The 24,189-nt window shown below is 70.6% G+C and carries 22 protein-coding genes; 2 read left to right on the plus strand and 20 right to left on the minus strand.

Annotated features, from left to right (window positions below):
- Positions 1-69 precede the first annotated feature (69 nt).
- The 12 genes from ACPXCS_RS14990 to ACPXCS_RS15045 all read right to left on the minus strand — a co-directional run bounded on the left by ACPXCS_RS14990 (position 70) and on the right by ACPXCS_RS15045 (position 12,515).
- Positions 70-429, minus strand: a complete 360-nt coding sequence (locus ACPXCS_RS14990; RefSeq protein ID WP_425949640.1) for a hypothetical protein — start codon at positions 427-429, stop codon at positions 70-72.
- Positions 430-480: 51 nt separating this feature from the next.
- Positions 481-1,308 (minus strand): shikimate dehydrogenase, encoded by an 828-nt coding sequence (locus ACPXCS_RS14995; protein WP_425949642.1) that lies wholly within the window; start codon positions 1,306-1,308, stop codon positions 481-483.
- A gap of 11 nt (positions 1,309-1,319) precedes the next feature.
- Complete coding sequence (gene mltG / locus ACPXCS_RS15000; RefSeq protein ID WP_425949643.1) at positions 1,320-3,047, minus strand: endolytic transglycosylase MltG; 1,728 nt, start codon at positions 3,045-3,047, stop codon at positions 1,320-1,322.
- 121 nt (positions 3,048-3,168) lie between these two features.
- Positions 3,169-3,633 carry a Holliday junction resolvase RuvX gene (gene ruvX, locus ACPXCS_RS15005; protein WP_425949645.1) on the minus strand — a complete coding sequence of 155 codons (465 nt, stop codon included), beginning with the start codon at positions 3,631-3,633 and terminating at the stop codon, positions 3,169-3,171.
- Between the two features lie 14 nt (positions 3,634-3,647).
- Complete coding sequence (alaS, locus tag ACPXCS_RS15010; RefSeq protein WP_425949647.1) at positions 3,648-6,320, minus strand: alanine--tRNA ligase; 2,673 nt, start codon at positions 6,318-6,320, stop codon at positions 3,648-3,650.
- A complete protein-coding gene (locus ACPXCS_RS15015) occupies positions 6,320-6,673 on the minus strand; it encodes a hypothetical protein (protein ID WP_425949648.1) in 354 nt (117 codons plus the stop codon). The genes alaS and ACPXCS_RS15015 overlap by 1 nt, the downstream gene beginning before the upstream one ends.
- A gap of 9 nt (positions 6,674-6,682) precedes the next feature.
- Positions 6,683-7,123 (minus strand): DUF948 domain-containing protein, encoded by a 441-nt coding sequence (locus tag ACPXCS_RS15020; RefSeq protein WP_425949650.1) that lies wholly within the window; start codon positions 7,121-7,123, stop codon positions 6,683-6,685.
- A 179-nt stretch (positions 7,124-7,302) separates the two neighbouring features.
- Positions 7,303-7,917 carry a 30S ribosomal protein S4 gene (gene rpsD / locus ACPXCS_RS15025; RefSeq protein ID WP_309096595.1) on the minus strand — a complete coding sequence of 205 codons (615 nt, stop codon included), beginning with the start codon at positions 7,915-7,917 and terminating at the stop codon, positions 7,303-7,305.
- A 314-nt stretch (positions 7,918-8,231) separates the two neighbouring features.
- Complete coding sequence (locus ACPXCS_RS15030; RefSeq protein ID WP_425949652.1) at positions 8,232-9,587, minus strand: replication-associated recombination protein A; 1,356 nt, start codon at positions 9,585-9,587, stop codon at positions 8,232-8,234.
- Positions 9,588-9,644: 57 nt separating this feature from the next.
- Positions 9,645-10,301: a vitamin K epoxide reductase family protein gene (locus ACPXCS_RS15035; RefSeq protein WP_425949654.1), complete on the minus strand. Its 657-nt coding sequence runs from the start codon at positions 10,299-10,301 to the stop codon at positions 9,645-9,647.
- A gap of 230 nt (positions 10,302-10,531) precedes the next feature.
- Positions 10,532-11,794, minus strand: a complete 1,263-nt coding sequence (gene hisS / locus ACPXCS_RS15040; protein WP_425949655.1) for a histidine--tRNA ligase — start codon at positions 11,792-11,794, stop codon at positions 10,532-10,534.
- A gap of 13 nt (positions 11,795-11,807) precedes the next feature.
- Positions 11,808-12,515, minus strand: a complete 708-nt coding sequence (locus ACPXCS_RS15045; RefSeq protein WP_425949657.1) for an MBL fold metallo-hydrolase — start codon at positions 12,513-12,515, stop codon at positions 11,808-11,810.
- Positions 12,516-12,682: 167 nt separating this feature from the next.
- On the opposite strand from ACPXCS_RS15045, the gene ACPXCS_RS15050 reads away from it, so the two are divergent.
- Entirely contained in the window at positions 12,683-13,528 is an 846-nt protein-coding gene (locus ACPXCS_RS15050; protein WP_425949658.1) for a peptidylprolyl isomerase, read from the plus strand.
- Positions 13,529-13,664: 136 nt separating this feature from the next.
- The gene (locus ACPXCS_RS15055; RefSeq protein ID WP_425949660.1) at positions 13,665-14,894 is read left to right on the plus strand and encodes a DUF349 domain-containing protein; all 1,230 of its coding nucleotides are present in this window, start codon (positions 13,665-13,667) and stop codon (positions 14,892-14,894) included.
- 68 nt (positions 14,895-14,962) lie between these two features.
- Here the strand turns inward: ACPXCS_RS15055 and relA are convergent, their stop codons facing one another.
- The 8 genes from relA to ruvC all read right to left on the minus strand — a co-directional run bounded on the left by relA (position 14,963) and on the right by ruvC (position 24,160).
- The gene (relA, locus tag ACPXCS_RS15060; RefSeq protein ID WP_383333891.1) at positions 14,963-17,476 is read right to left on the minus strand and encodes a GTP pyrophosphokinase; all 2,514 of its coding nucleotides are present in this window, start codon (positions 17,474-17,476) and stop codon (positions 14,963-14,965) included.
- A 195-nt stretch (positions 17,477-17,671) separates the two neighbouring features.
- Positions 17,672-18,211, minus strand: coding sequence for an adenine phosphoribosyltransferase (locus ACPXCS_RS15065; RefSeq protein WP_425949661.1), 540 nt, complete (start codon positions 18,209-18,211; stop codon positions 17,672-17,674).
- Entirely contained in the window at positions 18,208-19,323 is a 1,116-nt protein-coding gene (gene secF / locus ACPXCS_RS15070; RefSeq protein ID WP_425949662.1) for a protein translocase subunit SecF, read from the minus strand. Before secF ends, ACPXCS_RS15065 begins: the two co-directional genes overlap by 4 nt.
- Before the next feature lies 1 nt (position 19,324).
- The gene (secD, locus tag ACPXCS_RS15075) at positions 19,325-21,097 is read right to left on the minus strand and encodes a protein translocase subunit SecD (protein ID WP_425949663.1); all 1,773 of its coding nucleotides are present in this window, start codon (positions 21,095-21,097) and stop codon (positions 19,325-19,327) included.
- 134 nt (positions 21,098-21,231) lie between these two features.
- The gene (yajC, locus tag ACPXCS_RS15080; RefSeq protein WP_425949665.1) at positions 21,232-21,726 is read right to left on the minus strand and encodes a preprotein translocase subunit YajC; all 495 of its coding nucleotides are present in this window, start codon (positions 21,724-21,726) and stop codon (positions 21,232-21,234) included.
- Positions 21,727-21,911: 185 nt separating this feature from the next.
- Positions 21,912-22,982, minus strand: a complete 1,071-nt coding sequence (gene ruvB, locus ACPXCS_RS15085; RefSeq protein ID WP_425949666.1) for a Holliday junction branch migration DNA helicase RuvB — start codon at positions 22,980-22,982, stop codon at positions 21,912-21,914.
- Between the two features lie 24 nt (positions 22,983-23,006).
- A complete protein-coding gene (ruvA, locus tag ACPXCS_RS15090; RefSeq protein ID WP_425949667.1) occupies positions 23,007-23,612 on the minus strand; it encodes a Holliday junction branch migration protein RuvA in 606 nt (201 codons plus the stop codon).
- Positions 23,609-24,160 carry a crossover junction endodeoxyribonuclease RuvC gene (gene ruvC, locus ACPXCS_RS15095; RefSeq protein ID WP_425949669.1) on the minus strand — a complete coding sequence of 184 codons (552 nt, stop codon included), beginning with the start codon at positions 24,158-24,160 and terminating at the stop codon, positions 23,609-23,611. The genes ruvA and ruvC overlap by 4 nt, the downstream gene beginning before the upstream one ends.
- Positions 24,161-24,189 lie beyond the last annotated feature (29 nt).

The following is a 24,189-nucleotide window of genomic DNA, read 5'->3' on the forward strand; positions in this document are numbered from 1 at the left end:
GGGTGCGCGGCCCCGGTCCGCCACTTCCGATCCTCCCATGTCCGGGCGTGGTGTCCGGCCGCCGGTCCATCAGGCGGACGAGCCCCCGGCCGGACCGTTCGCCCGCTGCTGCGGCGCGTACGCGCCGAGGAAGTCGGCCCCGCTCGGCTGCTGCGCGGTCTGCTGTGCCTGCCGGGTCTCCTGCGGTGCGTACTCCCCCAGGTAGTCCGCCCCGCGCCCCTGCCCGTGCCGGGCTGCCGCGTGGACGGGCTGCCCGCTGCGGACGGCACGCCGGTAGGCGATCTTGCGCTTGATCTTCACGGCCCAGGACGCGAGGACGGCGAGCACGATCAGGGCGAGCACCGTGATCTGCACCCAGTCGGGCAGGAAACCCAGCACGGACTCGAATATCTGGGACTTGACGGACGCCTGCGGCAGGCCTGCGGACATGATGCGGTGATCCCTCCCCTGTTCCGCCCCCTGCGGAACCGAGAGCGGATCCTAGCGGTCCGCGAGCGCGCGCTCCCCCGCTTTTCGCATGGCGTCCAGGGGCGCCGGAGCCAGCCCCGTCATCTGCTCGACCTGGAGGACGGCCTGGTGCACCAGCAGGTCGAGGCCGCTCACGACGGCACCGCCGCAGGCCGACCAGCGGGCGGCGAGGACCGTGGGCCAGGGGTCGTAGAGGACGTCGAAGAGGGCCGTCGGCCGCTCCGGCACGGACCGGGCCAGGGCGTCGGTGACGCCGGTCGGCGTGGTGCTGATCACGAGCGGGGCACGCAGCGCCTGCTCGGCGTCCGCCCAGTCGGCGATGCGCACGGTGACGTCCAGCCGCTCGGCCCACCGGCGCATCTCGGCGGCGCGGGCCTCGCTGCGCACGTACACGGCGATCTCGCCCGGGCAGACCCGGGCGAGGGCGGCCAGGGCGGAGGAGGCGGTCGCGCCCGCGCCGAGGATCGCGGCGGCCTCGACCTTGTCGATGCCGTGCTCGCGCAGCGCCGCGACCATGCCGGGGATGTCGGTGTTGTCGCCGGTCCTGCGGCCGTCCTCGGTGAGGACGACGGTGTTGACGGCGTCGACCGAGGCCGCGGTCTCACTGATCCCGTCGAGCAGAGGGATCACGGCCCGTTTCAGCGGCATCGTCAGCGACAGCCCCGCCCACTCGGAGCCGAGCGTGTCGAAGAAGCCGGGCAGTCCGGCCTCGTCGACCTCGAACCTGTCGTACGTCCAGTCCGCCAGGCCCAGTTCGCGGTACGCGGTGCGGTGCAGGACCGGGGAGAGGGAGTGGGCGATCGGCGAGCCGAGTACGGCGGCACGGCGTGGTGTGGCCATCGAGGGTTTCCTCAGTTGTTCCGCGAGGCGTTGAACTGGTCGACCAACTTCTGGTGATCGGCGTTCGTCTTCGTGAACTTGCTGGTCTTGCCGTCGAGCGAGATGAAGTAGTACCAGCCGTCGTCCGTCGGGTTCAGGGCGCCCTTGAGGGCGTCCTCGCCCGGGTTGTCGATCGGACCGGGCGGCAGTCCCTTGTGGAAGTACGTGTTGTACGGGTTGTCGTAGTTCCGCAGTTCGCTCAGGCTCAGGTCGATCTTGCTCTGGTTCTTGATGTAGTTGTACGTGGAGTCGAACTCCAGCATGCCGTTGGTCTGCGGGTTGCCCGGCTTCATACGGTTGTAGACGACCTCGGCCATCTTGCGGAAGTCGTCGTGGCTCGTGCCCTCGGCCTGGACCAGGCTGGCGGCCGTGATCAGCTGCCAGGGGTTCTCCAGTCCGAGGCTCTCGGCCTTCTCCTCCACGCCGAGCTTCTCGTACGTCTGGGAGGCACGCGCGACCATCTGCTTCAGCACGGCCTCGGGCTTCTGGCCCTCGCTCACGCCGTAGCTGGAGGGGTAGAGGAACCCTTCCAGCGGGTCCTTGACGTCCGGGTGGTTCTGCGCCCAGGCGGGCAGGCCGAGCTTCTTGTAGTCCTTCTTGGCGACGGCGGCGGTGGTGCCGTCCTTCACCTTCAGCCGCTTGTCGATGAGCCGGTAGATGTCGGCGTTGCGCTTGCCCTCGGCGATGATCAGGTTGTCGCGGCTCTCGGGGCTGAGCATCATGTCGACGGCGCTGGCTGCCGACATTTGCTTCTGCAGCGTGTACACGCCGGCCTGGATGTTCCGGCCGTCGGGGTTGCCGGCCTGCGCCGAGACGAAGGCGTCGACACTCTTGACGACACCGGCCGCCTTCAGGGCCCGGCCGATGGCGTAGCCGTCCGAGCCCTCGGGGATCTCGACGGACACCTCCTGGCCGCTGCCGTCCCCCGCGAAGTCCGGCGCATCGCCGAAACGATCCTGGAAGAACTGGTAACCGACGTAGCTCACGCCCGCGAGGCCGCCGCCGAGGACCAGGACGACCAGCAGGCAGGCCATGCCGTTGCGGCGCTTCCTGGGCTTGCCGCCGCGTCCCCGCTGGTCGTCGCGTCCGCGGCGGCCCTCCGGCTCGTCGTCATCGTCGTCGCCACCCGCGAAGAACGCGTGTTCGCCCTGGTCGGGGCCGGGGTCCCAGTCGGTCTCCGGCTCCGGCTCGGCCTGCCGGCGGCCGGGCGGCTCGGGGGGCGGATAGGCGTCGGGCGTGCCGTAGTAGTCCTGGTGGTGGCCCCCGCCGTACGCCCCGGCCTGCTGTCCGTAGGGGTCCGAGGGATCGCCGGGGTAGGAGACGGGCTGCTGGTGGGGGTCGTGGGACCAGCCGCCGTTGTCGTACTGCTGCTGGTGGGGGTAGCCCTGGTCCTGCGGGTGGTGGCCGTGGCCGTCCTGCCCGGGGTACTCCTGATGGCCGTGGGGCTGTGCCGCGTACTGCTGCTGGTCGTACGGGTACTGCTGTGGCGCCTGGCCGTATCCGGCCTGCTCACCGGTGCCCCAGTCACCGTACTGCGACTGCTGAGGCTGCTGCGGCTGCTGCGGGTAGTGCTGCGGCTGGCCGCCGTAAGGGGACTGCCGGCCCTGGTGGGCCTGCTGTCCATCCCATCCGCCGTCCCCGTACAACGGGTCCTCGGGATGCCACGGTTCGGAGCCTGGGCCCCGGCCATACTCAGTCATCGATCCCCTAGAGCCGCGAGGCGGCGGTCACGCGGCTTCCGGCTCGGCTCCCGTCCCGCCTCTTGCTGTGCGGCGGCTGTTCGAATGCCGCCGCATCGCGCGGAACGTTACCGTATCGCGATCAGATGACCACTTCGACGTCTTCGCCGGGGGCTTTACCTGACACCCGTTCGGATTCAAGGGCCTGTTGCAGGATGATCACGGCCGCTGCCTGGTCGATGACGGACCGGCCCTTCCTGGACTTCACGCCCGAGGCGCGCAGTCCCTGACTGGCCGTCACCGTCGTCATGCGTTCGTCCACGAGTCTCACCGGAACCGGCGCGATCACGCGTGCCAGTTCCTGGACGAAGCCGCGGACCTTGACCGCCGCCGGGCCCTCGCCGCCCTTGAGGGAGCGCGGCAGACCGGCGACGACCTCGATCGGCTCGTACTCCTCGACGAGTTGCTTCAGCCGCCGGTGGGCTGCGGGGACGTCACGCCCCGGGACCGTCTCGACCGGCGTGGCGAGGATCCCGTCGGGGTCGCACGAGGCGACCCCGATACGGGCGTCCCCGACGTCGATCGCGAGTCGACGTCCTCTGCGCATGTCTGGACCGTCTCCTACTTGGCCGTCTCGGCGACGAGGCGCTCGACGGCGTCCACGGCGTCACCGATCGCGCCCGGGTTCTGGCCGCCGCCCTGGGCGACGTCCGGCTTGCCGCCACCGCCGCCGCCGAGGGTCTTGGCAGCCGTGCGGACCAGGTCGCCGGCCTTCAGGCCGCGCTCGCGGGCGGCCTCGTTGGTGGCGATGACCGTCAGCGGCTTGCCGTTCGCCACCGTGAACAGGGCGACCACGGCCGCCCGGCCGCCCTGGATGCGTCCCCGCACGTCCAGGACGAGCTTGCGCAGGTCGTCGGCGGTCGTGCCGTCCGGGACCTGACCGGTCACGACGGCAACGCCGTGCACGTCCTTGGCGGACTCGGCGAGACCGGCGGCGGCCTGCAAGACCTTCTCGGCGCGGAACTTCTCGATCTCCTTCTCGGCGTCCTTCAGCTTGCCGAGCATGGCGGAGACCTTCTCCGGGAGTTCCTCGGGGCGGCCCTTGATCAGCTCCTGGAGCTGGGCGACGACCGTGTGCTCCCGGGCGAGGAAGTTGTAGGCGTCCACCCCGACCAGGGCCTCGATACGGCGCACGCCGGAGCCGATGGAGGACTCGCCGAGCAGCTTCACCAGGCCCAGCTGGGCGGTGTTGTGCACGTGCGTGCCGCCGCACAGCTCCTTGGAGAAGTCGCCGATGGTGACCACGCGCACGCGCTCGCCGTACTTCTCGCCGAACTCGGCGATGGCACCCTGCTTCTTGGCCTCGTCGATGCCCATGACGTCGGCGCGCACGTCGAGATCGCGGGCGAGCACCTCGTTGATCTTCTGCTCGACGTCGGTCATCACGGCCGTCGGGACGGCCGAGGGGGAGCCGAAGTCGAAGCGGAAGCGGCCGGGCTGGTTCTCGGAACCGGCCTGGGCGGCCGTCGGGCCGAGGGCGTCGCGCAGAGCCTGGTGGGTGAGGTGCGTGGCCGAGTGGGCCCGGGCGATGGCCTTGCGGCGGCGGTCGTCGATGGCGGCGTGGGCCTTGGCGCCCACGGTGACCTCGCCGACCTGGACGACGCCCTTGTGCACGTAGACGCCCGGGACCGGCTTCTGGCAGTCGCGGATCTCGATGACGGCGCCGGAGTCGGCCTTGATCCGGCCGGTGTCGCCGATCTGGCCGCCGCCCTCGGCGTAGAACGGGGTGCGGTCGAGGACGATCTCGACCTCGTCGCCCTCGGTGGCGGCCGGGGAGGAGACGCCGTCGACGAGGATGCCGACGATGGTGGACTCGCCCTCGGTGTCGGTGTAGCCGATGAAGTCGGTGGCACCGGCACGGTCGGCGATCTCGCGGTAGGCGCCCATGTCGGCGTGGCCGGTCTTCTTGGACTGGGCGTCGGCCTTGGCGCGCTCCCGCTGCTCCTTCATCAGGCGCCGGAAGCCGTCCTCGTCCACGGAGAGGCCCTGCTCGGCGGCCATCTCCAGAGTGAGGTCGATCGGGAAGCCCCAGGTGTCGTGGAGCAGGAAGGCCTTGTCGCCGGGCAGCACGGTGGACCCGGCGGCCTTGGTGTCGCTGACGGCCGTGTCCAGGATGTTGGTGCCGGCCTTCAGCGTCTTGAGGAAGGCGTTCTCCTCGGCGAGGGCGACCTTCTCGATGCGCTCGCGGTCGGTGATCAGCTCGGGGTACTGCCGGCCCATCATGCCGATGACGACGTCGATCAGGTCCTTGACGACCGGGCCGGTGGCGCCGAGCAGGCGCATGTTGCGGATGGCGCGGCGCATGATGCGGCGCAGCACGTAGCCGCGGCCCTCGTTGCCCGGGGTGACGCCGTCGCCGATGAGCATGGTGGCGGTGCGCATGTGGTCGGTGACCACGCGCAGGGAGACGTCCGAGGTGTGGGCGTCGCCGTAGCGGACGCCGGTCAGCTCGGTGGCCTTGTCGATGACGGCCATCGAGGTGTCGATCTCGTACATGTTCTGCACGCCCTGCAGGATCATGGCGAGGCGTTCGAGACCGAGGCCGGTGTCGATGTTCTTGCTGGGCAGTTCGCCGAGGATCTCGAAGTTGTCCTTGCCGGTGCCCTCGCCCCGCTCGTACTGCATGAAGACGAGGTTCCAGATCTCCACGTACCGCTCGTCGTTGACGGCGGGGCCGCCCTCGGCGCCGAACTCGGGGCCGCGGTCGTAGTTGATCTCGGAGCAGGGGCCGCAGGGGCCGGGGACGCCCATGGACCAGTAGTTGTCCTTCATGCCGAGGCGCTGGATGCGCTCCTTCGGCACGCCGACGACCTCGTGCCAGATGCGCTCGGCCTCGTCGTCGTCCTTGTAGACCGTGATCCACAGGCGCTCGGGGTCGAGGCCGTAACCGCCCTTGTCCTGGGGGCTGGTGAGCAGCTCCCAGGCGAGCTTGATGGCGCCTTCCTTGAAGTAGTCGCCGAAGGAGAAGTTGCCGCACATCTGGAAGAACGTGCCGTGCCGGGTGGTCTTGCCGACCTCTTCGATGTCCGGCGTGCGCACGCACTTCTGCACGCTGGTGGCGCGGTCGAAGGGCGGCTTGACCTCACCGAGGAAGTACGGCTTGAAGGGCACCATGCCGGCCGGGACGAGGAGCAGAGTCGGGTCGTCCGCGATGAGCGACGCCGAAGGGACGACGGTGTGCCCGCGCTCCTCGAAGAAGCTCAGCCAACGGCGGCGAATCTCGGCCGACTCCATCAGTGGTCCTCATTCCGGTTGTACGTGTGCGTCTCGTACGCCGAACCCTCGACGTACTTCGGGTTGTTGCGGTTCTCGATGGCGGCGTACCGCCGGGGGCCGGGGAGTTCGGGATTCTCGTTGATCCCGAGGGCGTCACCCAGCTCGGCCTCGCGGACGGCCATGTTGTCGCGGACGTCGAGCGCGAAGCCCACGGCCCGGTCCTTGAGGCGGTGACCGGCCTCGATCGCCTTGGTGCCGGCGGTCCTGGCGAGGCTCTCGGGGGTCAGCTGCTTCAGCTTGCGGTTGACCTTGGTGGTGGCCCACACACCGGCGGCGACGCCCGTGGTGAACCAGAAGGTGCGGCGGAACATCGCTGGCTCTCAGTCCCTCTTCCCTCGGGCGCCGCGCCGCGAGACCGTGCGGCCCACGATCACGGTACGTCCGGGCGCCTTGGCGGACGCGTCCTCCTTGCGGCCGCCGAGGGCCCGGCGCACGCCGTAGCCGAAGGCGGCGACCTTGACCAGGGGGCCGCCGAAGGTGGAGGCGACGGTGGTCGACAGCGCGGAGGCGTTCGACGTGACTTCCTGGACGTCGGAGGCGATCGCGTCCACCCGGTCGATCTGGGTCTGCGCGGAGCGCACCGCCGAGGAGGCCTCTGCCAGGAGCGGGACGGCCTGGTCGGTCACCTCCGCGACGAGCTTGGTGGTCGCCTTGAGCGTCTGGGCCAGCCTCGCCAGGGCGACGGCGAGGAAGGAGACCAGGATCGCCCAGAAGACGGCCACCAGGATCCCGGCAACCTCTCCACCGGACACTGTGTGCACCCGCTCCCTGAAAACGTGCCTGAACATCGAAAAAGTCGTGCGACGAGCCTATCGCGCCGGGGGTGGCGCTCCGTACCGGATATCCGCCCGGCGCCGGGCCAATCGCGAAAGCCCGCCGTCCCGCCCGCCCACGAGGGGCGGGGGGACGACGGGCTGAAGTACCGCGTGCCTGCCGGGGATCAGCGGGCGTAGTACTCGACGACGAGCTGCTCGTCGCAGATCACCGGGATCTCCTTGCGGTTCGGCTCACGGTCCAGGCGGAACGCCAGGGCCTTGAGGTTCACCTGGAGGTAGCGCGGGGTCTCACCCTCGGGGGCGAAGCCACCCTCACGGGCGATCGTGAAGAGCGTCTTCTCCTTGGAGCGGTCGCGGACCTGCACGACGTCGTCCGGGCGGACACGGAAGGAGGGCTTGTCGACCTTCTTGCCGTTGACCTGGATGTGGCCGTGGACGACCATCTGGCGGGCCTGGTAGATCGTGCGGGCGATGCCCGAACGCAGGACCAGGGCGTCGAGACGGCGCTCCAGCTCGATGATCAGGGCCTCACCGGTCTTGCCCTGGACCTTGGAGGCACGCTCGTAGGCGCGGACGAGCTGGCGCTCGGACACGTCGTACTGCGCGCGCAGACGCTGCTTCTCCAGCAGACGGACCTTGTAGTCCGAGTTCTGCTTGCGGCCGCGGCCGTGCTCACCCGGCGGGTAGGGACGGGCCTCGAAGTACTTGACGGCCTTCGGGGTCAGCGCGATGCCGAGGGCACGCGACTTCTTGACCTTGGGGCGGGACTGGTTCGCCACTGCTTCTCATTTCCTTGATTCGGCTTGTCAGGGTGGTGGGAGGTCGCATCCGCAGCCGGGGAAACCCGCCTCGGTCCCGAGGGACCTCGGTGGGCAGCCGCTCCCCTGGTCTGGGCACATACGTGCAGCACGCGAGTGGCCCACCGACCGGTCCCGTCCCGCGGGACGAGGGGTGGTGGGCTGCCCGCGACACCGTTCGACGGTGCGCGACGCTCCTGGAGCCGGCCCCGGGGCTGTGCCCCCTGACTGGCTCCGGCCGACTGTCCCGTTCTGACTGCACGGGACGCGGCACTCCGAAGGAGTTTACAGGGTCCTCAGGACCGCTTGCGACCGAGGTTCTTCCTGGTCCACTCGACCGCGTCCGCGTAGCGGGCCTCCGCGCCGTGCCGGGTCGGCTCGTAGTACTCGCGGTCCTTGAGGGCGTCCGGGGCGTACTGCTGGGCGGCGATGCCCTCGGGCAGGTCGTGCGGGTACACGTAGCCCTGGCCGTGGCCGAGCTTGGTCGCGCCCTTGTAGTGGCTGTCGCGCAGGTGCGCGGGCACCGGTCCGGCCAGGCCCTTGCGCACGTCCTCCAGGGCGGCGCCGATCGCGGTGGTCGCGGCGTTGGACTTGGGGGCCAGGGCCAGCGCGATCGTGGCGTGGCTGAGCGTGAGGGCGGCCTCCGGGAAGCCGATCATGGCGACGGCCTGGGCGGCGGCGACGGCCGTCTGCAGGGCGGTCGGGTCGGCCAGGCCGATGTCCTCGCTGGCGGAGATCATCAGGCGCCGGGCGATGAAGCGGGGGTCCTCGCCGGCCTCGATCATCCGGGCCAGGTAGTGCAGGGCGGCGTCGACGTCGGACCCGCGGATGGACTTGATCAGGGCGCTGGCCACGTCGTAGTGCTGGTCGCCGTCGCGGTCGTACTTCACGGCCGCGCGGTCGACCGTCTCCTCCAGGGTGGTCAGGGCGATCTCCTCCTCGCCCTTGTCCAGGGCGGCCCCGGCGGCCGCCTCCAGGGCGGTGAGGGCGCGGCGGGCGTCGCCGCCGGCGATGCGCAGGAGGTGGTTCTCGGTCTCCTCGGGGAGGGCGACGGCGCCCTTGAGGCCGCGCTCGTCGGTGAGGGCGCGGCGGACGAGGTCCCGGATGTCGTCGTCCGTGAGAGGTTCGAGGGTGAGCAGCAGGGAGCGGGAGAGCAGGGGCGAGATGACCGAGAAGTAGGGGTTCTCCGTCGTCGCCGCGATGAGCGTCACCCAGCGGTTCTCGACGGCCGGGAGCAGGGAGTCCTGCTGGGCCTTGCTGAAGCGGTGGATCTCGTCCAGGAAGAGGACGGTCTCCTTGCCGTAGCCGCCGGAGGCGCGGCGGGCGCCGTCGATGACCGCGCGGACCTCCTTGACGCCGGCGGTGATCGCCGACAGCTCCACGAACCGGGCGTCGGTCGCCTTGGAGACGACGTACGCCAGGGTGGTCTTGCCGGTGCCGGGCGGGCCCCAGAGGATGACCGAGGAGGCGCCGGCCGGGCCGGAGGCGGCCTCGCCGACCAGTCTGCGCAGGGGCGAGCCGGGCTTCAGCAGGTGCCGCTGGCCCACCACCTCGTCGAGGGTGCGCGGGCGCATCCGCACGGCGAGGGGGCTGCTGGACGGCTCCTTCTCCTGGCGTTCTTCGGCTGCGGCGGTGAACAGGTCGGGCTCCACGTCAGAAACCCTAAATCACCGCACCGACAATCCGGCCGGGCCCCGGAAGCGCCCGGCTCAGCTGGTCCAGAAGTCCCACCAGCGGGTCAGGATCAGCATGCCGATGATGCCGATGTGCAGCACCGGCATGACCCAGGTGAACTCGCCGAAGAAGCCCTTGAGCCAGCTCGGGGCGGGCAGGAAGCCCTTGCGGACGTTGAACGACGTCACGTACCAGAACATGATGATCGTCGCGACCCAGGCCAGGCAGCACCACAGGCACAGGGCGTTGATCCGGTACAGGGACTGGAACATCAGCCAGGCGCAGAAGGCGACGCCGAACAGGCAGCCGGCGTTGAAGGTGAGCCAGTACCAGCGCGGGTAGCGGGCCCGGGCGAGCAGGCTGATGCCGACGCAGACGACGATGCCGTAGGCGACCAGGCCGAGCATCGGGTTCGGGAAGCCGAAGACGGCGGCCTGCTTGCTCTCCATGACGCTGCCGCAGGAGACGACCGGGTTGAGGCTGCAGCCGGGGGTGAACGTCTTGCCCTCGACCTTGGCCTCGAGGAGCTTGAACTTGTCGATCGTGATGACCCACGCGGCGAGCAGTCCGGCCGCGCCGGTGATCACGAGCAGCAGGGCCAGGGCCCGGCTGCCGCCCTCCGCGCGGGGCGCGGTCTCGGCGCGCTCCGGCTCGGGCTCCGTGGAGACGTCCCTGACTGTCGTCTTGCTCATCACGCCGATTCCGTCACTTGAGACCTGAACCTCTTCGGGCAGGGCCATTGTGCCGCACCGGCCCGGGTGCGCACCGTTCGCTCGGCATAAGCAGGCGCGCCCGATCGCCCCTGGGGGTTGAGTTTCGGCCGACGCGCGTCGCAGGGCCGCACAGGGGTGCGAGGCACCGGGAGACGGCGAAGGCGCCGGGCCCCCGGTGGGGTGTCCGGCGCCTTCGGGCGGGGTGCGCGTCAGCCCAGCCGGGCTTCCAGCTCCGCCACGATCTCGTTCACTCCGATCGCCGTCTGCTCGCCCGACTCCATGTCCTTGAGCTGGACGACGCCCTCGGCGAGGTCGCGCTCGCCGGCGACGACCGTGTAGCGGGCGCCGCTGCGGTTGGCGTTCTTCATCGCGCCCTTGAGGCCCTTGCCGCCGTAGGAGAAGTCGGCCGCGATGCCGTTCTTGCGCAGCTCCATGACCTTGCCGAACAGGATCCGGCGGGCCTCCTCGCCGAGCGGGACGGCGAACACGCTGGTGCTGGCGGGCAGTTCGAGCTCGACGCCCTCCGCCTCCAGCGCCAGGACCGTGCGGTCCACGCCGAGGGCCCAGCCGACGGACGGCAGCGCGGGGCCGCCGATCATCTCGGAGAGGCCGTCGTAGCGGCCACCGCCGCCCACCGCGGACTGCGAGCCGAGGCCGTCGTGGACGAACTCGAAGGTGGTACGGGTGTAGTAGTCCAGGCCGCGCACCAGCTTCGGGTCGTCCTCGAAGGCGACGCCCGCCGCCGTGATCAGCTCGCGGACCTCCTCGTGGTACGCCTTGCAGGCGTCGCACAGGTAGTCGCGCAGCAGCGGCGCGTCGGCCAGCTGCTTCCGGACCTCGGGTCGCTTGTCGTCGAGGACGCGCAGCGGGTTGATGTCCGCCCGGCGCAGGGTGTCCTCGTCGAGGTCGAGGCCGCGCAGGAACTCCTGCAGCGCCGTCCGGTACACCGGGCGGCACTCCTTGTCGCCCAGGCTGTTGAGCAGGATCCGGAAGTCGCTCAGGCCGAGCGAGCGGTAGGCCTGGTCGGCCAGGATGATCAGCTCGGCGTCCAGCGCCGGGTCCTCCGCGCCGATGGCCTCGGCGCCGACCTGCGAGAAGTGGCGGTAGCGGCCCTTCTGGGGGCGCTCGTAGCGGTAGTACGAGCCCGAGTACCAGAGCTTGACCGGGAGGTTGCCCGCCTTGTGCAGGTTGGCCTCCAGCGCGGCGCGCAGCACCGAGGCCGTGCCCTCGGGGCGCAGGGCGAGTTGGTCGCCGCCCTTGGTCTCGAAGGCGTACATCTCCTTGGTGACGATGTCGGTGGACTCACCGACGCCGCGGGCGAAGAGTTCGACGTTCTCGAAGCCGGGGGTCTCGATGTAGCCGTAGCCGGAGTTGCGCAGCGGGGCGGCGATCGCCTCGCGGACCGCCAGGTACTTCGCGGAGTCCGGCGGGATCAGGTCGTACGTGCCCTTGGGGGCCTTGAAGGTGCTCACAGGACGTCTCTCGTCACATTCCTCGTCGGGGAGCGGGCTGGGCTCCCTGGCCGGCGGCCACCTGCCGCAGATACGGGTTGGTGGCACGCTCCTGGCCGATGGTCGTCTGGGGGCCGTGGCCGGACAGCACCACGGTCGAGTCGTCGAGCGGCAGGCACACGCGGGCCAGCGAGTCGAGGATCTCGGCCGGGTCGCCGCCGGGCAGGTCGGTGCGTCCGATGGAGCCGGCGAACAGCAGGTCGCCCGAGAACAGGATCGGCGGGATGTCCGCCGCCTCGGGCAGGCCGAAGGTCACCGACCCCTTGGTATGGCCCGGCGCGTGCGAGACGGTGAGCTCCAGTCCCGCGAGGGCGAGTGCGGCGCCATCGGTCAGCTCCTTGACGTCGTCCGGCTCCCCGATGGTCAGCTCGCCCAGCAGCGGCATGCCGATGGAGCGGCCCAGCGCCTTCTCGGGGTCGCTCATCATGTACCGGTCGTCGGGGTGGATCCAGGCCGGCACGTCGTGCGCGCCGCACACCGGGACGACCGAGGCGACATGGTCGAGGTGACCGTGGGTGAGCACGACGGCGACGGGCTTGAGCCGGTGCTTGGCGATCGCCTCCGCGACGCCGTCGGCGGCCTGATGGCCGGGGTCGATGATCACGCACTCCTCACCGGCGGCGGGGGCGACGAGGTAGCAGTTCGTCCCCCAGGCCCCGGCGGGGAACCCGGCAATGAGCACGATCGTCCTTCGTTGTGTCGATACGGGCGGCTGCGGCTGCCGTCAGAGCCTACCGGCGCTGCCGTTTCCACAGCGAACCCATATACGGTACGGGGCACACGCAGGCGGTCGGCGCGCAGGACCCGTGCGTACCGGTCGACGTATCAGACGCATGAGGAGAGAACCCGGTGGTCAGCCAGGAACAGCGGCGGCGTCAGCTCGCCCGGGAGAAGTACCTGCGGCAGCAGCAGCGGCGCACTGACGCACGGCGCAAGGCCCGTATCCGCAACTCCGTGATCGCCTCGGTTCTCGGCGTGGTCGTGGTGCTCTCCGTGACGGTCTTCCTGACCAAGCCGTTCGAGGACGACGGCACGAAGGAGAACGCGAACGCGGAGGTCAGCCCGAGCGCCTCGGCCAGCAAGGCCCCGGACCCGTGCGAGAAGCCGGCGGCGGGCAAGGTCAAGTCGGAGACCTGGAAGAAGGAACCGGCCATGACCATCGACAAGTCGGCGAAGTACACGATGACGATGGACACGACCTGCGGCGAGATAGACATCGCGCTGAAGGCGTCGGCGGCCCCGCACACCGTCAACTCGTTCAAGTTCCTCGCCGACAAGGGGTACTTCGACCACAGCAAGTGCCACCGCCTCACCGACCAGGGCATCTACGTCCTGCAGTGCGGTGACCCGCAGGGCACCGGCATGGGCGGACCGGGCTACACCATCCCCGACGAGAACCTGAAGGACAAGAGCCTCAAGGGCGGGGTGTACCCGGCGGGGACGGTCGCGATGGCGAACCAGTACAACGCCCAGACGAAGCAGGGCCGCGACAGCGGTGGCAGCCAGTTCTTCCTCGTCTACCAGGACAGCCAGCTGCCGCCCGACTACACACCGTTCGGCACGGTGTCCGAGGCGGGCATGAAGGTGCTGCAGAAGATCGCCAAGGCCGGAGCGCAGGCTCCCGACCCTCAGACGGGCAACACGGCGCCCAACGCGACGGTCGTGATCAACAAGGCTGCGGTCAGCGAATCCTGACCCCCAACTGCGTAATTTCGGTCGCGCGGGATGCGGACAGGCCCCCCGCCGGTCGCCTATGTTGGCCGTGACGAAACTGTGGACGATGCCCGGGGGAGCTTCAGGCCCCTCGCAGGCATCATGTGGAGGAGGCGCTGTGAGCAGCGACCCGTGGGGCCGCGTCGACGAGACGGGGACCGTGTACGTGCGTACGGCCGACGGCGAGCAGGTCGTCGGTTCCTGGCAGGCAGGCTCACCCGATGAGGCGCTGGCCTATTTCGAGCGCAAGTACGAGGGCCTGGTTGTCGAGATCGGCCTCCTCGAGAAGCGAGTGAAGACCACCGACCTGTCGGCGAAGGACGCCCAGGCCGCCATCGACCACATTCGCGAACAGGTCGACGCGCATCACGCGGTGGGCGACCTGGACGCCCTGCGGGTTCGGCTGGACAAGCTCGTGGAGCTGGTGGAGGCGCGCCGCGAGGAGCGCAAGGCGCAGCGCGCCAAGCAGTCCGACGAGGCCCGGCACGCCAAGGAGGCGCTGGTCGCCGAGGCGGAGGAGCTGTCCCAGTCCGACCAGTGGCGGGCGGCGGGCGAGCGGCTGCGGGCCCTGGTGGACACCTGGAAGGGCCTGCCGCGGCTGGACCGCAAGTCCGACGACGAGCTGTGGCACCGGTTCTCGCACGCGCGGTCGGCGTTCTCCAAGCGGCGCAAGCAGCACTTCGCGCAGCTGGACGCGCAGCGCGAGGAGGCCCGCAAGACCAAGGAACGGCTGGTCGCCGAGGCCGAGGCGCTATCGGGCTCGACGGACTGGGGCGTGACGGCGGCCCGTTACCGCGAGCTGATGGCCGAGTGGAAGGCCGCGGGCCGCGCCCAGCGCGAGCACGAGGACGACCTGTGGAACCGCTTCCGCGGTGCCCAGGACGTCTTCTTCGCGGCGCGCAGCTCGGTCTTCGCCGAGCGGGACGCCGAGCAGGCGGAGAACCTCAAGCTCAAGGAGGAGCTGGCCGAGGAGGCCGAGAAGCTCCTGCCGATCACGGACCTGAAGGCGGCCCGGGCCGCGTTCCGGAACGTGAACGAGCGCTGGGAGGCCATCGGCCACGTGCCGCGCGACGCCCGACCGAAGGTCGAGGGCCGTATGCACGCCGTCGAGCGGGCCATCCAGGAGGCCGAGGAGGCCGAGTGGCGCCGGACCAACCCGGAGGCACGCGCCCGTGCCGAGGGGCTGACCGGACAGCTCCAGGCCGCGGTGGACAAGCTGCGGGGCCAGATCGAGCAGGCCCGCGCGCAGGGCAACAACGCCAGGGCCGACAAGCTCCAGCGTGAGCTGGACGGCCGCCAGGCGCTGCTGGACCAGGCGCTGAAGGGCCTGCAGGAGTTCGGGGGCTGACAGCCTGCCGGAAAGGGGCTCCCGTACACGCCGTACGGGAGCCCCTTTCGCATGGCCGCTACGGCCGGTTACGTCCTGTTGCGCGCCGAGGTCACCCGGTAGACGTCGTAGACGCCCTCCACGCCCCGGACGGCCTTCAGGACGTGGCCGAGGTGCTTGGGGTCGCCCATCTCGAAGGTGAAGCGCGAGGTGGCCACGCGGTCCCGGGAGGTCTGGACGGCCGCCGAGAGGATGTTCACGTGCTGGTCGGACAGCACGCGTGTGACGTCCGACAGGAGCCGGGAGCGGTCCAGCGCCTCGACCTGGATGGCGACCAGGAAGACCGAGGACTGCGTGGGCGCCCACTCGACGTCGAGGATGCGCTCGGGCTCCCGGGACAGGGAGTCCACGTTCACGCAGTCGCTGCGGTGCACCGACACGCCGCTGCCGCGGGTGACGAAGCCGATGATGGGGTCGCCGGGCACGGGCGTGCAGCAGCGGGCCAGCTTGACCCACACGTCGTCGACGCCCTTGACCACGACGCCCGGGTCGGCGCTGGAGCGGCGCTTGCGGCTGCGGCCCCGGGCCGGCGGGACCGACTCGTCGATCTCCTCGGTGGCCGCCTCCTCGCCGCCGAGTGCCTGGACCAGCTTCTGCACGATGTTCTGCGCCGAGACGTGGCCCTCGCCGATCGCCGCGTACAGCGCGGAGATGTCGGCGTAGCGCATCTCGTGCGCGAGGGTCACCAGGGAGTCGCCGGTCAGGATGCGCTGGATCGGCAGGTTCTGCTTGCGCATGGCGCGGACGATGGCGTCCTTGCCCTGCTCGATCGCCTCGTCGCGGCGTTCCTTGGAGAACCAGGCGCGGATCTTGTTGCGGGCGCGCGGTGACTTGACGAAGCCGAGCCAGTCGCGGGAGGGCCCGGCGCCGGGCGCCTTGGAGGTGAAGACCTCCACCAGGTCGCCGTTGTCGAGGGTGGACTCCAGCGGCACCAGGCGGCCGTTGACGCGGGCGCCTATGGTGCGGTGGCCGACCTCGGTGTGCACGGCGTAGGCGAAGTCGACCGGGGTGGCACCCGCGGGGAGCGCTATGACGTCGCCCTTGGGGGTGAAGACGAAGACCTCGTTGCGCGAGAGGTCGAAGCGCAGGGACTCCAGGAACTCGCCCGGGTCCTCGGTCTCCTTCTGCCAGTCGAGGAGCTGCCGCAGCCACGCCATGTCGTTGATGGCGTCCTTGTCCTTGCCGGAGGACTTGGGCGCGTCCGTGCGGACCTTGGAGGCGCCGGCGACGGCTTCCTGCTTGTACTTCCAGTGCGCGGCGATGCCGTACTCGGCGCGGCGGTGCATGTCGAACGTGCGGATCTGCAGCTCGACCGGTTTGCCGCCGGGGCCGATGACCGTCGTGTGCAGCGACTGGTACATGTTGAACTTGGGCATCGCGATGTAGTCCTTGAACCGGCCGGGGACCGGGTTCCATCGCGCGTGCACCGTGCCGAGGGCCGCGTAGCAGTCGCGGACGGTGTCCACGAGGACGCGGATGCCCACCAGGTCGTAGATCTCCGCGAAGTCACGGCCGCGGACGATCATCTTCTGGTAGACGCTGTAGTAGTGCTTGGGGCGGCCGGTGACGGTCGCCTTGATGCGGGCCGCCCGCAGGTCCTGCTGGACCTCGTCGGTGACGATGGCCAGGTACTCGTCGCGCTTGGGCGCGCGCTCGGCCACCAGCCGGACGATCTCGTCGTACATCTTGGGGTAGAGGATCGCGAAGGCGAGGTCCTCCAGCTCCCACTTGATGGTGTTCATGCCCAGGCGGTGGGCGAGCGGCGCGTAGATCTCCAGGGTCTCGCGCGCCTTCTTCTCCTGCTTCTCGCGCTTGAGGTAGCGCATGGTGCGCATGTTGTGCAGGCGGTCGGCGAGCTTGATGACCAGGACCCGGGGGTCCTTGGCCATGGCGACGACCATCTTGCGCACGGTCTCGGCCTGGGCGGCCTCGCCGAACTTGACCTTGTCGAGCTTGGTGACACCGTCGACGAGCAGGGTGACGACGTCGCCGAAGTCGCGGCGCAGGTCCTCCAGGCCGTACTCGGTGTCCTCGACCGTGTCGTGCAGCAGGCCCGCCATCAGCGTGGCCGGATCCATGCCCAGCTCGGCGAGGATGGTGGTGACGGCGAGGGGGTGCGTGATGTACGGGTCGCCGCTCTTGCGCTTCTGGCCGCGGTGCCACCGCTCGGCGACCTGGTAGGCGCGCTCGATCTGGCGGAGCGTGGCGGTCTCGATCTTCGGGTCGTTGCTGCGCACTATCCGCAGCAGCGGCTCCAGCACGGGGTTGTACGGGTTCGCGCGCTGTACGCCGAGTCGGGCCAGGCGGGCGCGGACGCGGTTGGAGGAGCCGCTGCGGGCGGGCTGACCGGAGGCCTGCCGCACCGGCGGGGCGGGCTTGGGACGGGCCTGCTCGGCGGGCTTGTCGACGGGCGCCGACTGGGCGTGCTCGACCGGCCCGCGGGTGTCGTTCTTCGCGTGGGGCGCGTTCGGCGCGGGCTTCGCCGCGGCCTCCGAGGCGGACTCGGGCTTGGCGGCGGTCAGGTGCTGGGCCTCGTCTGGCAAGAGGGCTCCTCGTGCGCGATCCGGGTCCCCCGGTCAGGCTCCGGAGACCCCATGGTAGCGATCCTGGGCCACAGGATCGCCTTCAGGCCACTGTGAGGGCCGTCAAAGGCGGGAAACACAAGAGGCGGGCTCCGGATTCCTCCGGGCCCGCCTCCGCGGTGCCGTGCCGGTGTACGCCGCACGGCGGTGGGGTTTCTACACGGTGAGCAGCGCTTCCAGCGGGGCGCCGGCGAGAGCCGGCTCCAGGCGGGTCCGGCCGCCGAGGAAGCCGAGCTCCATCAGCACGGCGAGACCCGCGACCTCGGCGCCGGCCCGGCGGATGAGCTGGACCGAGGCCTCGGCGGTGCCGCCGGTGGCCAGGACGTCGTCGACGATCAGGACGCGGTCGCCGGCGCTGAGGTCCTCGGCGTGCACCTCGATCTCCGCCGAGCCGTACTCCAGGTCGTAGGCCTGGGCGAGGGTGGCTCCGGGGAGCTTGCCCGCCTTGCGCACGGGGATGAAGCCCAGGCCGGCGCGGACGGCGACCGGGGCGCCGAGGATGAAGCCGCGGGCCTCCAGGCCGACGACCTTGGTGGCACCGGTGCGCTCGGCGATCTCGGCGAGGGCGTCGGTGAGGGCCGTGAACGCCGCCGGGTCCGCCAGGAGCGGGGTGATGTCCTTGAACATCACGCCCGGCTCCGGGTAGTCGGCCACGTCCCTGATGCGGCTGAGGAGCAGTTCCCTGATGTCGGTCATCGGCGCTTCCCCGAGGGACGGCCGCGGCCGCGGCCCCGGGACGCCGGCTGGTGGCGCGGGCCGACGACGGCGGGAGCGGCGTCGTCCTCGGGCTCACCGGCGTACGGCTCGTCGTCGTGGACCTCGGTCTCGCCCTTGGCGGCGGACTGGGCCCGCTTGGCCAGGACGCGCTTTCTGAGGGCCTTCATCTGCGGCTCGCGCTCCTTGAGGTCGGCGACGAGCGGCGTGGCGATGAAGATCGAGGAGTACGCGCCGGCGGCGAGACCGACGAACAGGGACAGCGAGATGTCGTTCAGCATGCCGGCGCCGAGCACGCCGCCACCGATGAACAGCAGGCCCGCCACGGGCAGCAGTGCGACCACCGTGGTGTTGATGGAGCGGACCAGGGTGCTGTTGATCGACCGGTTGGCGACGTCGCTGTAGGTCCAGCGGGTCTGCTTGGTGAGGTCCTTGGTCTGTTCCTTGAGGCTGTCGAAGACCACGACCGTGTCGTAGAGCGAGTAGCCGAGGATGGTCAGCAGACCGATCACCGTGCCCGGTGTGACCTCGAAGCCGACCAGGGCGTAGATGCCGACCGTGATCGTGATGTCGTGGATCAGGGCGACGAACGCCGCGACCGCCATTCTCCACTCGAAGGCGATCGCCAGGTAGATCACCACGAGCACCAGGAAGATGCCGAGGCCCTGCCATGCCTTGTTGGCGATCTGCTCGCCCCAGCTGGGGCCGACCAGCTCGGCGTTGATCTGCTCCGGGTCGATCTTGAGGTCGTCGGCGAGGGTGTTCTTGATCTCGTTGGCCGCGCCGGTGTCGATGCCGGCGACCTGGATGCGCAGGCTGCCGTCGCCGAGCTTCTGGACGATCGCGTCGTGGCCGGAGGCCTCTTCCGCGTACTCCTCGGCCTGGGTCACCGAAGCGGCGGTGTTCTTCGGGGTGTTGAAGACGGCGCCGCCCTGGAACTCGATGCCCATGTTCAGGCCGCGGACCGCCAGGCCGACGATGGCCGTGATGGTGATCAGGATGGACAGGCCGTACCAGATCTTGCGGTTCTTGACGAAGTCGTAGCCGACCTCGCCACGGTGCAGTCGGGCGCCGAGGTTGCCGAGTTTCGACATCTCAGGCCTCCTTGGGGTCGACGGGGGCGGCGGGGCGGCGGGTGCGGCGCAGCGGCGGCTGGGCACCCAGGCTCTTCGGGTCGAGGCCGGACCACTTGTGGCCGTTCGCGAAGAACGGGCGGCGGGCCATCAGCGTCAGCAGCGGCTTGGTGAAGAGGAACACCACGACCACGTCGAGCAGGGTGGTCAGGCCGAGCGTGAACGCGAAGCCCTGGACCTTGCCGACCGTGACGATGAAGAGCACCGCGGCGGCGAGGAACGACACGAAGTCGGAGACCAGGATGGTGCGCCGGGCGCGCGGCCAGGCCCGCTCGACGGCGGGGCGCAGCGTGCGGCCCTCGCGGATCTCGTCACGGACGCGTTCGAAGTACACGATGAACGAGTCCGCCGTGATGCCGATGGCGACGATGGCGCCGCAGACGGCCGGCAGGTTCAGCGCGAAGCCGATGGTCGGGCCGAGCAGCGACATGATCGTGTAGGTCAGGGCGGCCGAGACCAGCAGCGAGAGGATCGCGATGAAGGACAGGCCGCGGTAGTACGCCAGCAGGTAGATCACGACCAGGGCGAGACCGATCGCACCGGCGATCAGACCGGCCTGCAGCTGGTCGCCGCCCAGCGCGGCGGTCACGGTGGTCATGCTGTCGACCTTGAAGGTCAGCGGCAGCGCACCGTAGGTCAGCATGTTGGACAGTTCCTGGGCGGACTGCTGGTTGAAGTTGCCGGAGATCTCGGCGTTGCCACCGGTCAGCGCCTGGCGGACGTACGGGTCGGAGACCACGTCGCCGTCGAGGACGATCGCGAACTGGTTCTGCGGCGACTGGTTCTGCGCCAGCTTGCCGGTGATGTCCGCGAACTTCTTGGCGCCGCCGTCCGTGAAGTCCATCGTGACGGTCCAGCCCGCACCGGTCTGGGTGTTCAGGACGGCCTGGGCCTTGTCCACGTCCGTGCCGTCGACCTCGGCCGGGCCGAGGATGTACTTCTGCCACTGGCCCTGCGCGTTCTGGCCGCAGGCCAGCGTCGCGTCGGAGGCCTTGGCGGTGTCGCCGACGGTGGAGCGCGTCTTCTCGTCGGTGCAGTCGAGCTTGGCGTACTGCTCCTGGAGCTTGCCGGCCGCGGCGTCACCGGTGCCGCCGCTGGCGGACGGCGAGGGGCTGGACGTCGCCTTGTCCGAGGCGCTCGCCGAGGGCGTCGCGTCGGCCTTCAGCGCGTCCGTGACCGCACGGCCCTGGGTGGTGGGAGAGGCGGACGGGGATCCGGATCCCTTGTCGGTGGCCTCCGGCTTGTCGCCGGCCTTGCCGGACGGCTGGCCCGAGGGGCTGCCCGAGGGGCTGCCGGTGGGGCTCGGCGACGGGGCGGTGCCGCCGCCGGAGACCTCGGTGGCGAGGACCGGGCGGAAGTAGAGCTTGGCGGTGGTGCCGACCTGCTTGCGGGCCTGCTCCGAGTTGGTGCCCTTGGGAATGTTGACGATGATGTTTTCCCGGCCCTGCGTCTGGACCTCGGACTCGGAGACGCCCAGACCATTGACACGGCGCTCCATGATGGAGACTGCGGTGTCCATGTTGGTCTTGTTGATCGCCGACTCGTTGCCCGCCTCGGGGACCGCGCGGAGCGTGATGCTCGTACCGCCGGCCAGGTCGATGCCGAGGCGCGGGGTCGTGTGCCCCGAGGCGAACATGCCGCCGGTGAGCGCCGCGATGGCGATCAGGATCAGGGCCAGCGAGCGCCCCGGCTTGCTCTGGGCGCTCGCGCTCCGGCCCTTTTTAGGTGTGGCCACCTTCTCGTACTCCCTCTCGGGCCGCCTCGCTCCGGGTCGGCGGACGGGCGGCCATCACATGGTGTCGGGATTCCGTGCGAGCCATGACGTGTCCCGGGGTGCGCGGGACCCGGCCCGCGCACCTCGGGACGCGACTACTTCGCCTCGGAGTCGCCGTCGGTCTTCTTCGGCTCTGCGTCCGTCTTCGCCTCGCCGGCCGGGGCCTCGTCGGCCGGTGCGGCCGTGTCCTTCTTGCCGAGGTCGACGGCCTTGTCGTCAGCGGGGGCGTCGGTGGCGGAGTCGCCGGTCTCGGTGAGGGAGGAGGCGTCGTCCGGGACGATGTCGGCGTCGGACTTCAGGTCGTGCTCGACGCCGTGGACGATGCGGTTGTACTCGTCGTCGGTGAGGACGGCACCGATGGCGTTCTTGGCGAAGAGGAGCTCGACGCCCGGCCCGGCATCGAGGAGGACGGTGTCCTCGTTGACCTCCTTGACCGTGGCGTACATGCCCCCGATGGTGCGGACACCGCTGCCGGGCTGCATTTGGTTCCGCATGTCCACGGCCTGCTGCTGCTTCTTCTTGGCCGATCGGGTCATCAGGAACATGGCCCCGATGAGCACGATGAACGGGAGGAGGGTCAGGAGACTCACGGGTCGGTACTTCCTTCACACGACCGCGCTGTGAGCGGCCAGATGGTTGGGGGTGTGTACGCCGCCGACAAAGGCGGCATCGGCGGAGTCTAAGCGAGTCCGCGCGCATGGAACAACGCTCAGCATGGCACCGGGGTTCCTGCTCCGGCCACTGTCCTCGCCGTCCCGGAGCGGTGACGCGGGCGTCACGCCCCGAACAGGTCCTGTTGTCCGTTTCCGGCGGTCTGGGAGCGGGGCGGGGTGAGGCCGAGGTGCGCCCAGGCGGCGGGGGTGGCGACCCGGCCGCGCGGGGTGCGGGCGAGCAGGCCCTCCCGGACGAGGAAGGGCTCGGCGACCTCCTCCACGGTCTCACGCTCCTCCCCCACCGCGACAGCGAGCGTCGACAGGCCGACGGGACCGCCGCCGAACAGTTTCAGCAGGGCCTGCAGCACGGCCCGGTCGAGGCGGTCGAGACCGCGCGCGTCCACCTCGTAGACGGCGAGGGCGGCCGCCGCGATGTCCCGCGTGATCAGCCCGTCGGCCTTGACCTGCGCGTAGTCGCGGACGCGGCGCAGCAGGCGGTTGGCGATACGGGGGGTGCCGCGGGAGCGGCCGGCGATCTCGGCCGCTCCGGCCGGGTCGATCTCCACTTCCAGGAGGCTCGCCGAGCGGTGGACGACCCGCTCCAGTTCGGCCGGTTCGTAGAACTCCATGTGGGCGGTGAAGCCGAAGCGGTCGCGCAGCGGGGGCGGCAGCAGACCGGCGCGGGTGGTGGCGCCGACCAGGGTGAAGGGGGGCAGCTCCAGCGGGATGGCGGTGGCGCCGGGGCCCTTGCCGACGATGACGTCGACGCGGAAGTCCTCCATCGCCATGTACAGCATCTCCTCGGCGGGCCGGGACATGCGGTGGATCTCGTCGAGGAAGAGGACCTCGCCCTCCTGGAGGGAGGACAGGATCGCGGCGAGGTCGCCGGCGTGCTGGATGGCGGGACCGGACGTGATGCGGATGGGGGCGCCCATCTCCGCCGCGATGATCATCGACAGGGTGGTCTTGCCGAGGCCGGGGGCGCCGGAGAGCAGCACGTGGTCGGCGGTGGCCCCCCGTGCGCGTGCGGCGCGCAGGACGAGGTCGAGCTGTTCGCGGACCTTCTCCTGGCCGATGAACTCGCCCAGGTCCTTGGGGCGCAGGGCGGCTTCGACGGCCTGGTCCTCACTCCCGGCGACGGAGTCCACCAGCCGCTCGGCGGCGTCGGCGTCGGTCGTGTCGTCCCAGTTCATGTGATGTGCCTCGGGGGGTGGGGGTCAGCGGGCGCGGTTCAGGGTCTGGAGGGCCGCCTTCAGCAGCGGGCCGACCTGGGGCGTGCCCCCGGCGGCCTCGGCCTGCGGGGTCACGGCGGCGACGGCCTCGTCGGCCTCGCGGGTCGCGTACCCGAGGCCGATGAGGGCGGCGTGCAGCTGGTCGCGCCAGCCGGTGCTGACCGGCGCGCCGACGGCGGGTGCGCCGACCGGGGCGCCGAGCCGGTCCTTCAGCTCGAGCAGCAGCTTCTGGGCGCCCTTCTTGCCGATGCCGGGGACGGCCGTGAGGGCCTTCTCGTCGCCGGTGGAGACGGCCCGGCGCAGGGCGTCGGGGGTGTGCACGGCGAGCATGGCCTGGGCGAGCCGCGGTCCGACGCCGCTGGCGGTCTGGAGCAGTTCGAAGACCTGCCGCTCGTCGTCGTCGGCGAAGCCGTACAGCGTGAGGGAGTCCTCGCGCACGACCAGGGACGTGTGGAGCTTGGCCGGACGGCCCGTGCGGAGCGTGGAGAGTGTGTTCGGCGTGCACTGGACGGCCATGCCGACACCGCCGACCTCGACGACCGCGGCGTCCGGAGCGAGTGCGGCGACTGTGCCGCTGACGAAGGCGATCATGCCCTACGGCCTTTCGGTGCTGGGGTCGGTGCTGTGGCGGTGTGCAGGGCGACGGCCTGCTGGAGCCGGTTCTGGGCGGGGGCGCGCCAGATGTGGCAGATGGCGAGGGCCAGGGCGTCGGCCGCGTCGGCGGGCTTGGGCGGGGCGGCGAGCCGGAGCAGCCGGGTGACCATCGCCCCGACCTGGGCCTTGTCGGCGCGGCCGCTGCCGGTGACGGCGGCCTTGACCTCGCTGGGCGTGTGCAGCGCGACGGGGATCCCGCGGCGGGCGGCGCAGAGCATGGCGACGGCGCTGGCCTGGGCGGTGCCCATCACCGTACGGACGTTGTGCTGGCTGAAGACGCGCTCCACCGCGACGTACTCGGGGCGGTGCTCGTCCAGCCAGCGCTCGATGCCCTGCTCGACGGCGACGAGGCGGTGGCCGAGGTCCGCGTCGGCGGGGGTCCGGACGACGCCGACGCCGAGCATCGTGAGCGGCCGTCCGGCCACGCCCTCGACGACGCCCACACCGCACCGGGTCAGTCCCGGGTCCACCCCCAGTACGCGCACGCGCCCTCCCTTTCGCTCTCCCCCAGCTA

The sequence above is a fragment of the Streptomyces sp. DT190 genome, from assembly GCF_049846985.1.
Lineage (GTDB): Bacteria > Actinomycetota > Actinomycetes > Streptomycetales > Streptomycetaceae > Streptomyces.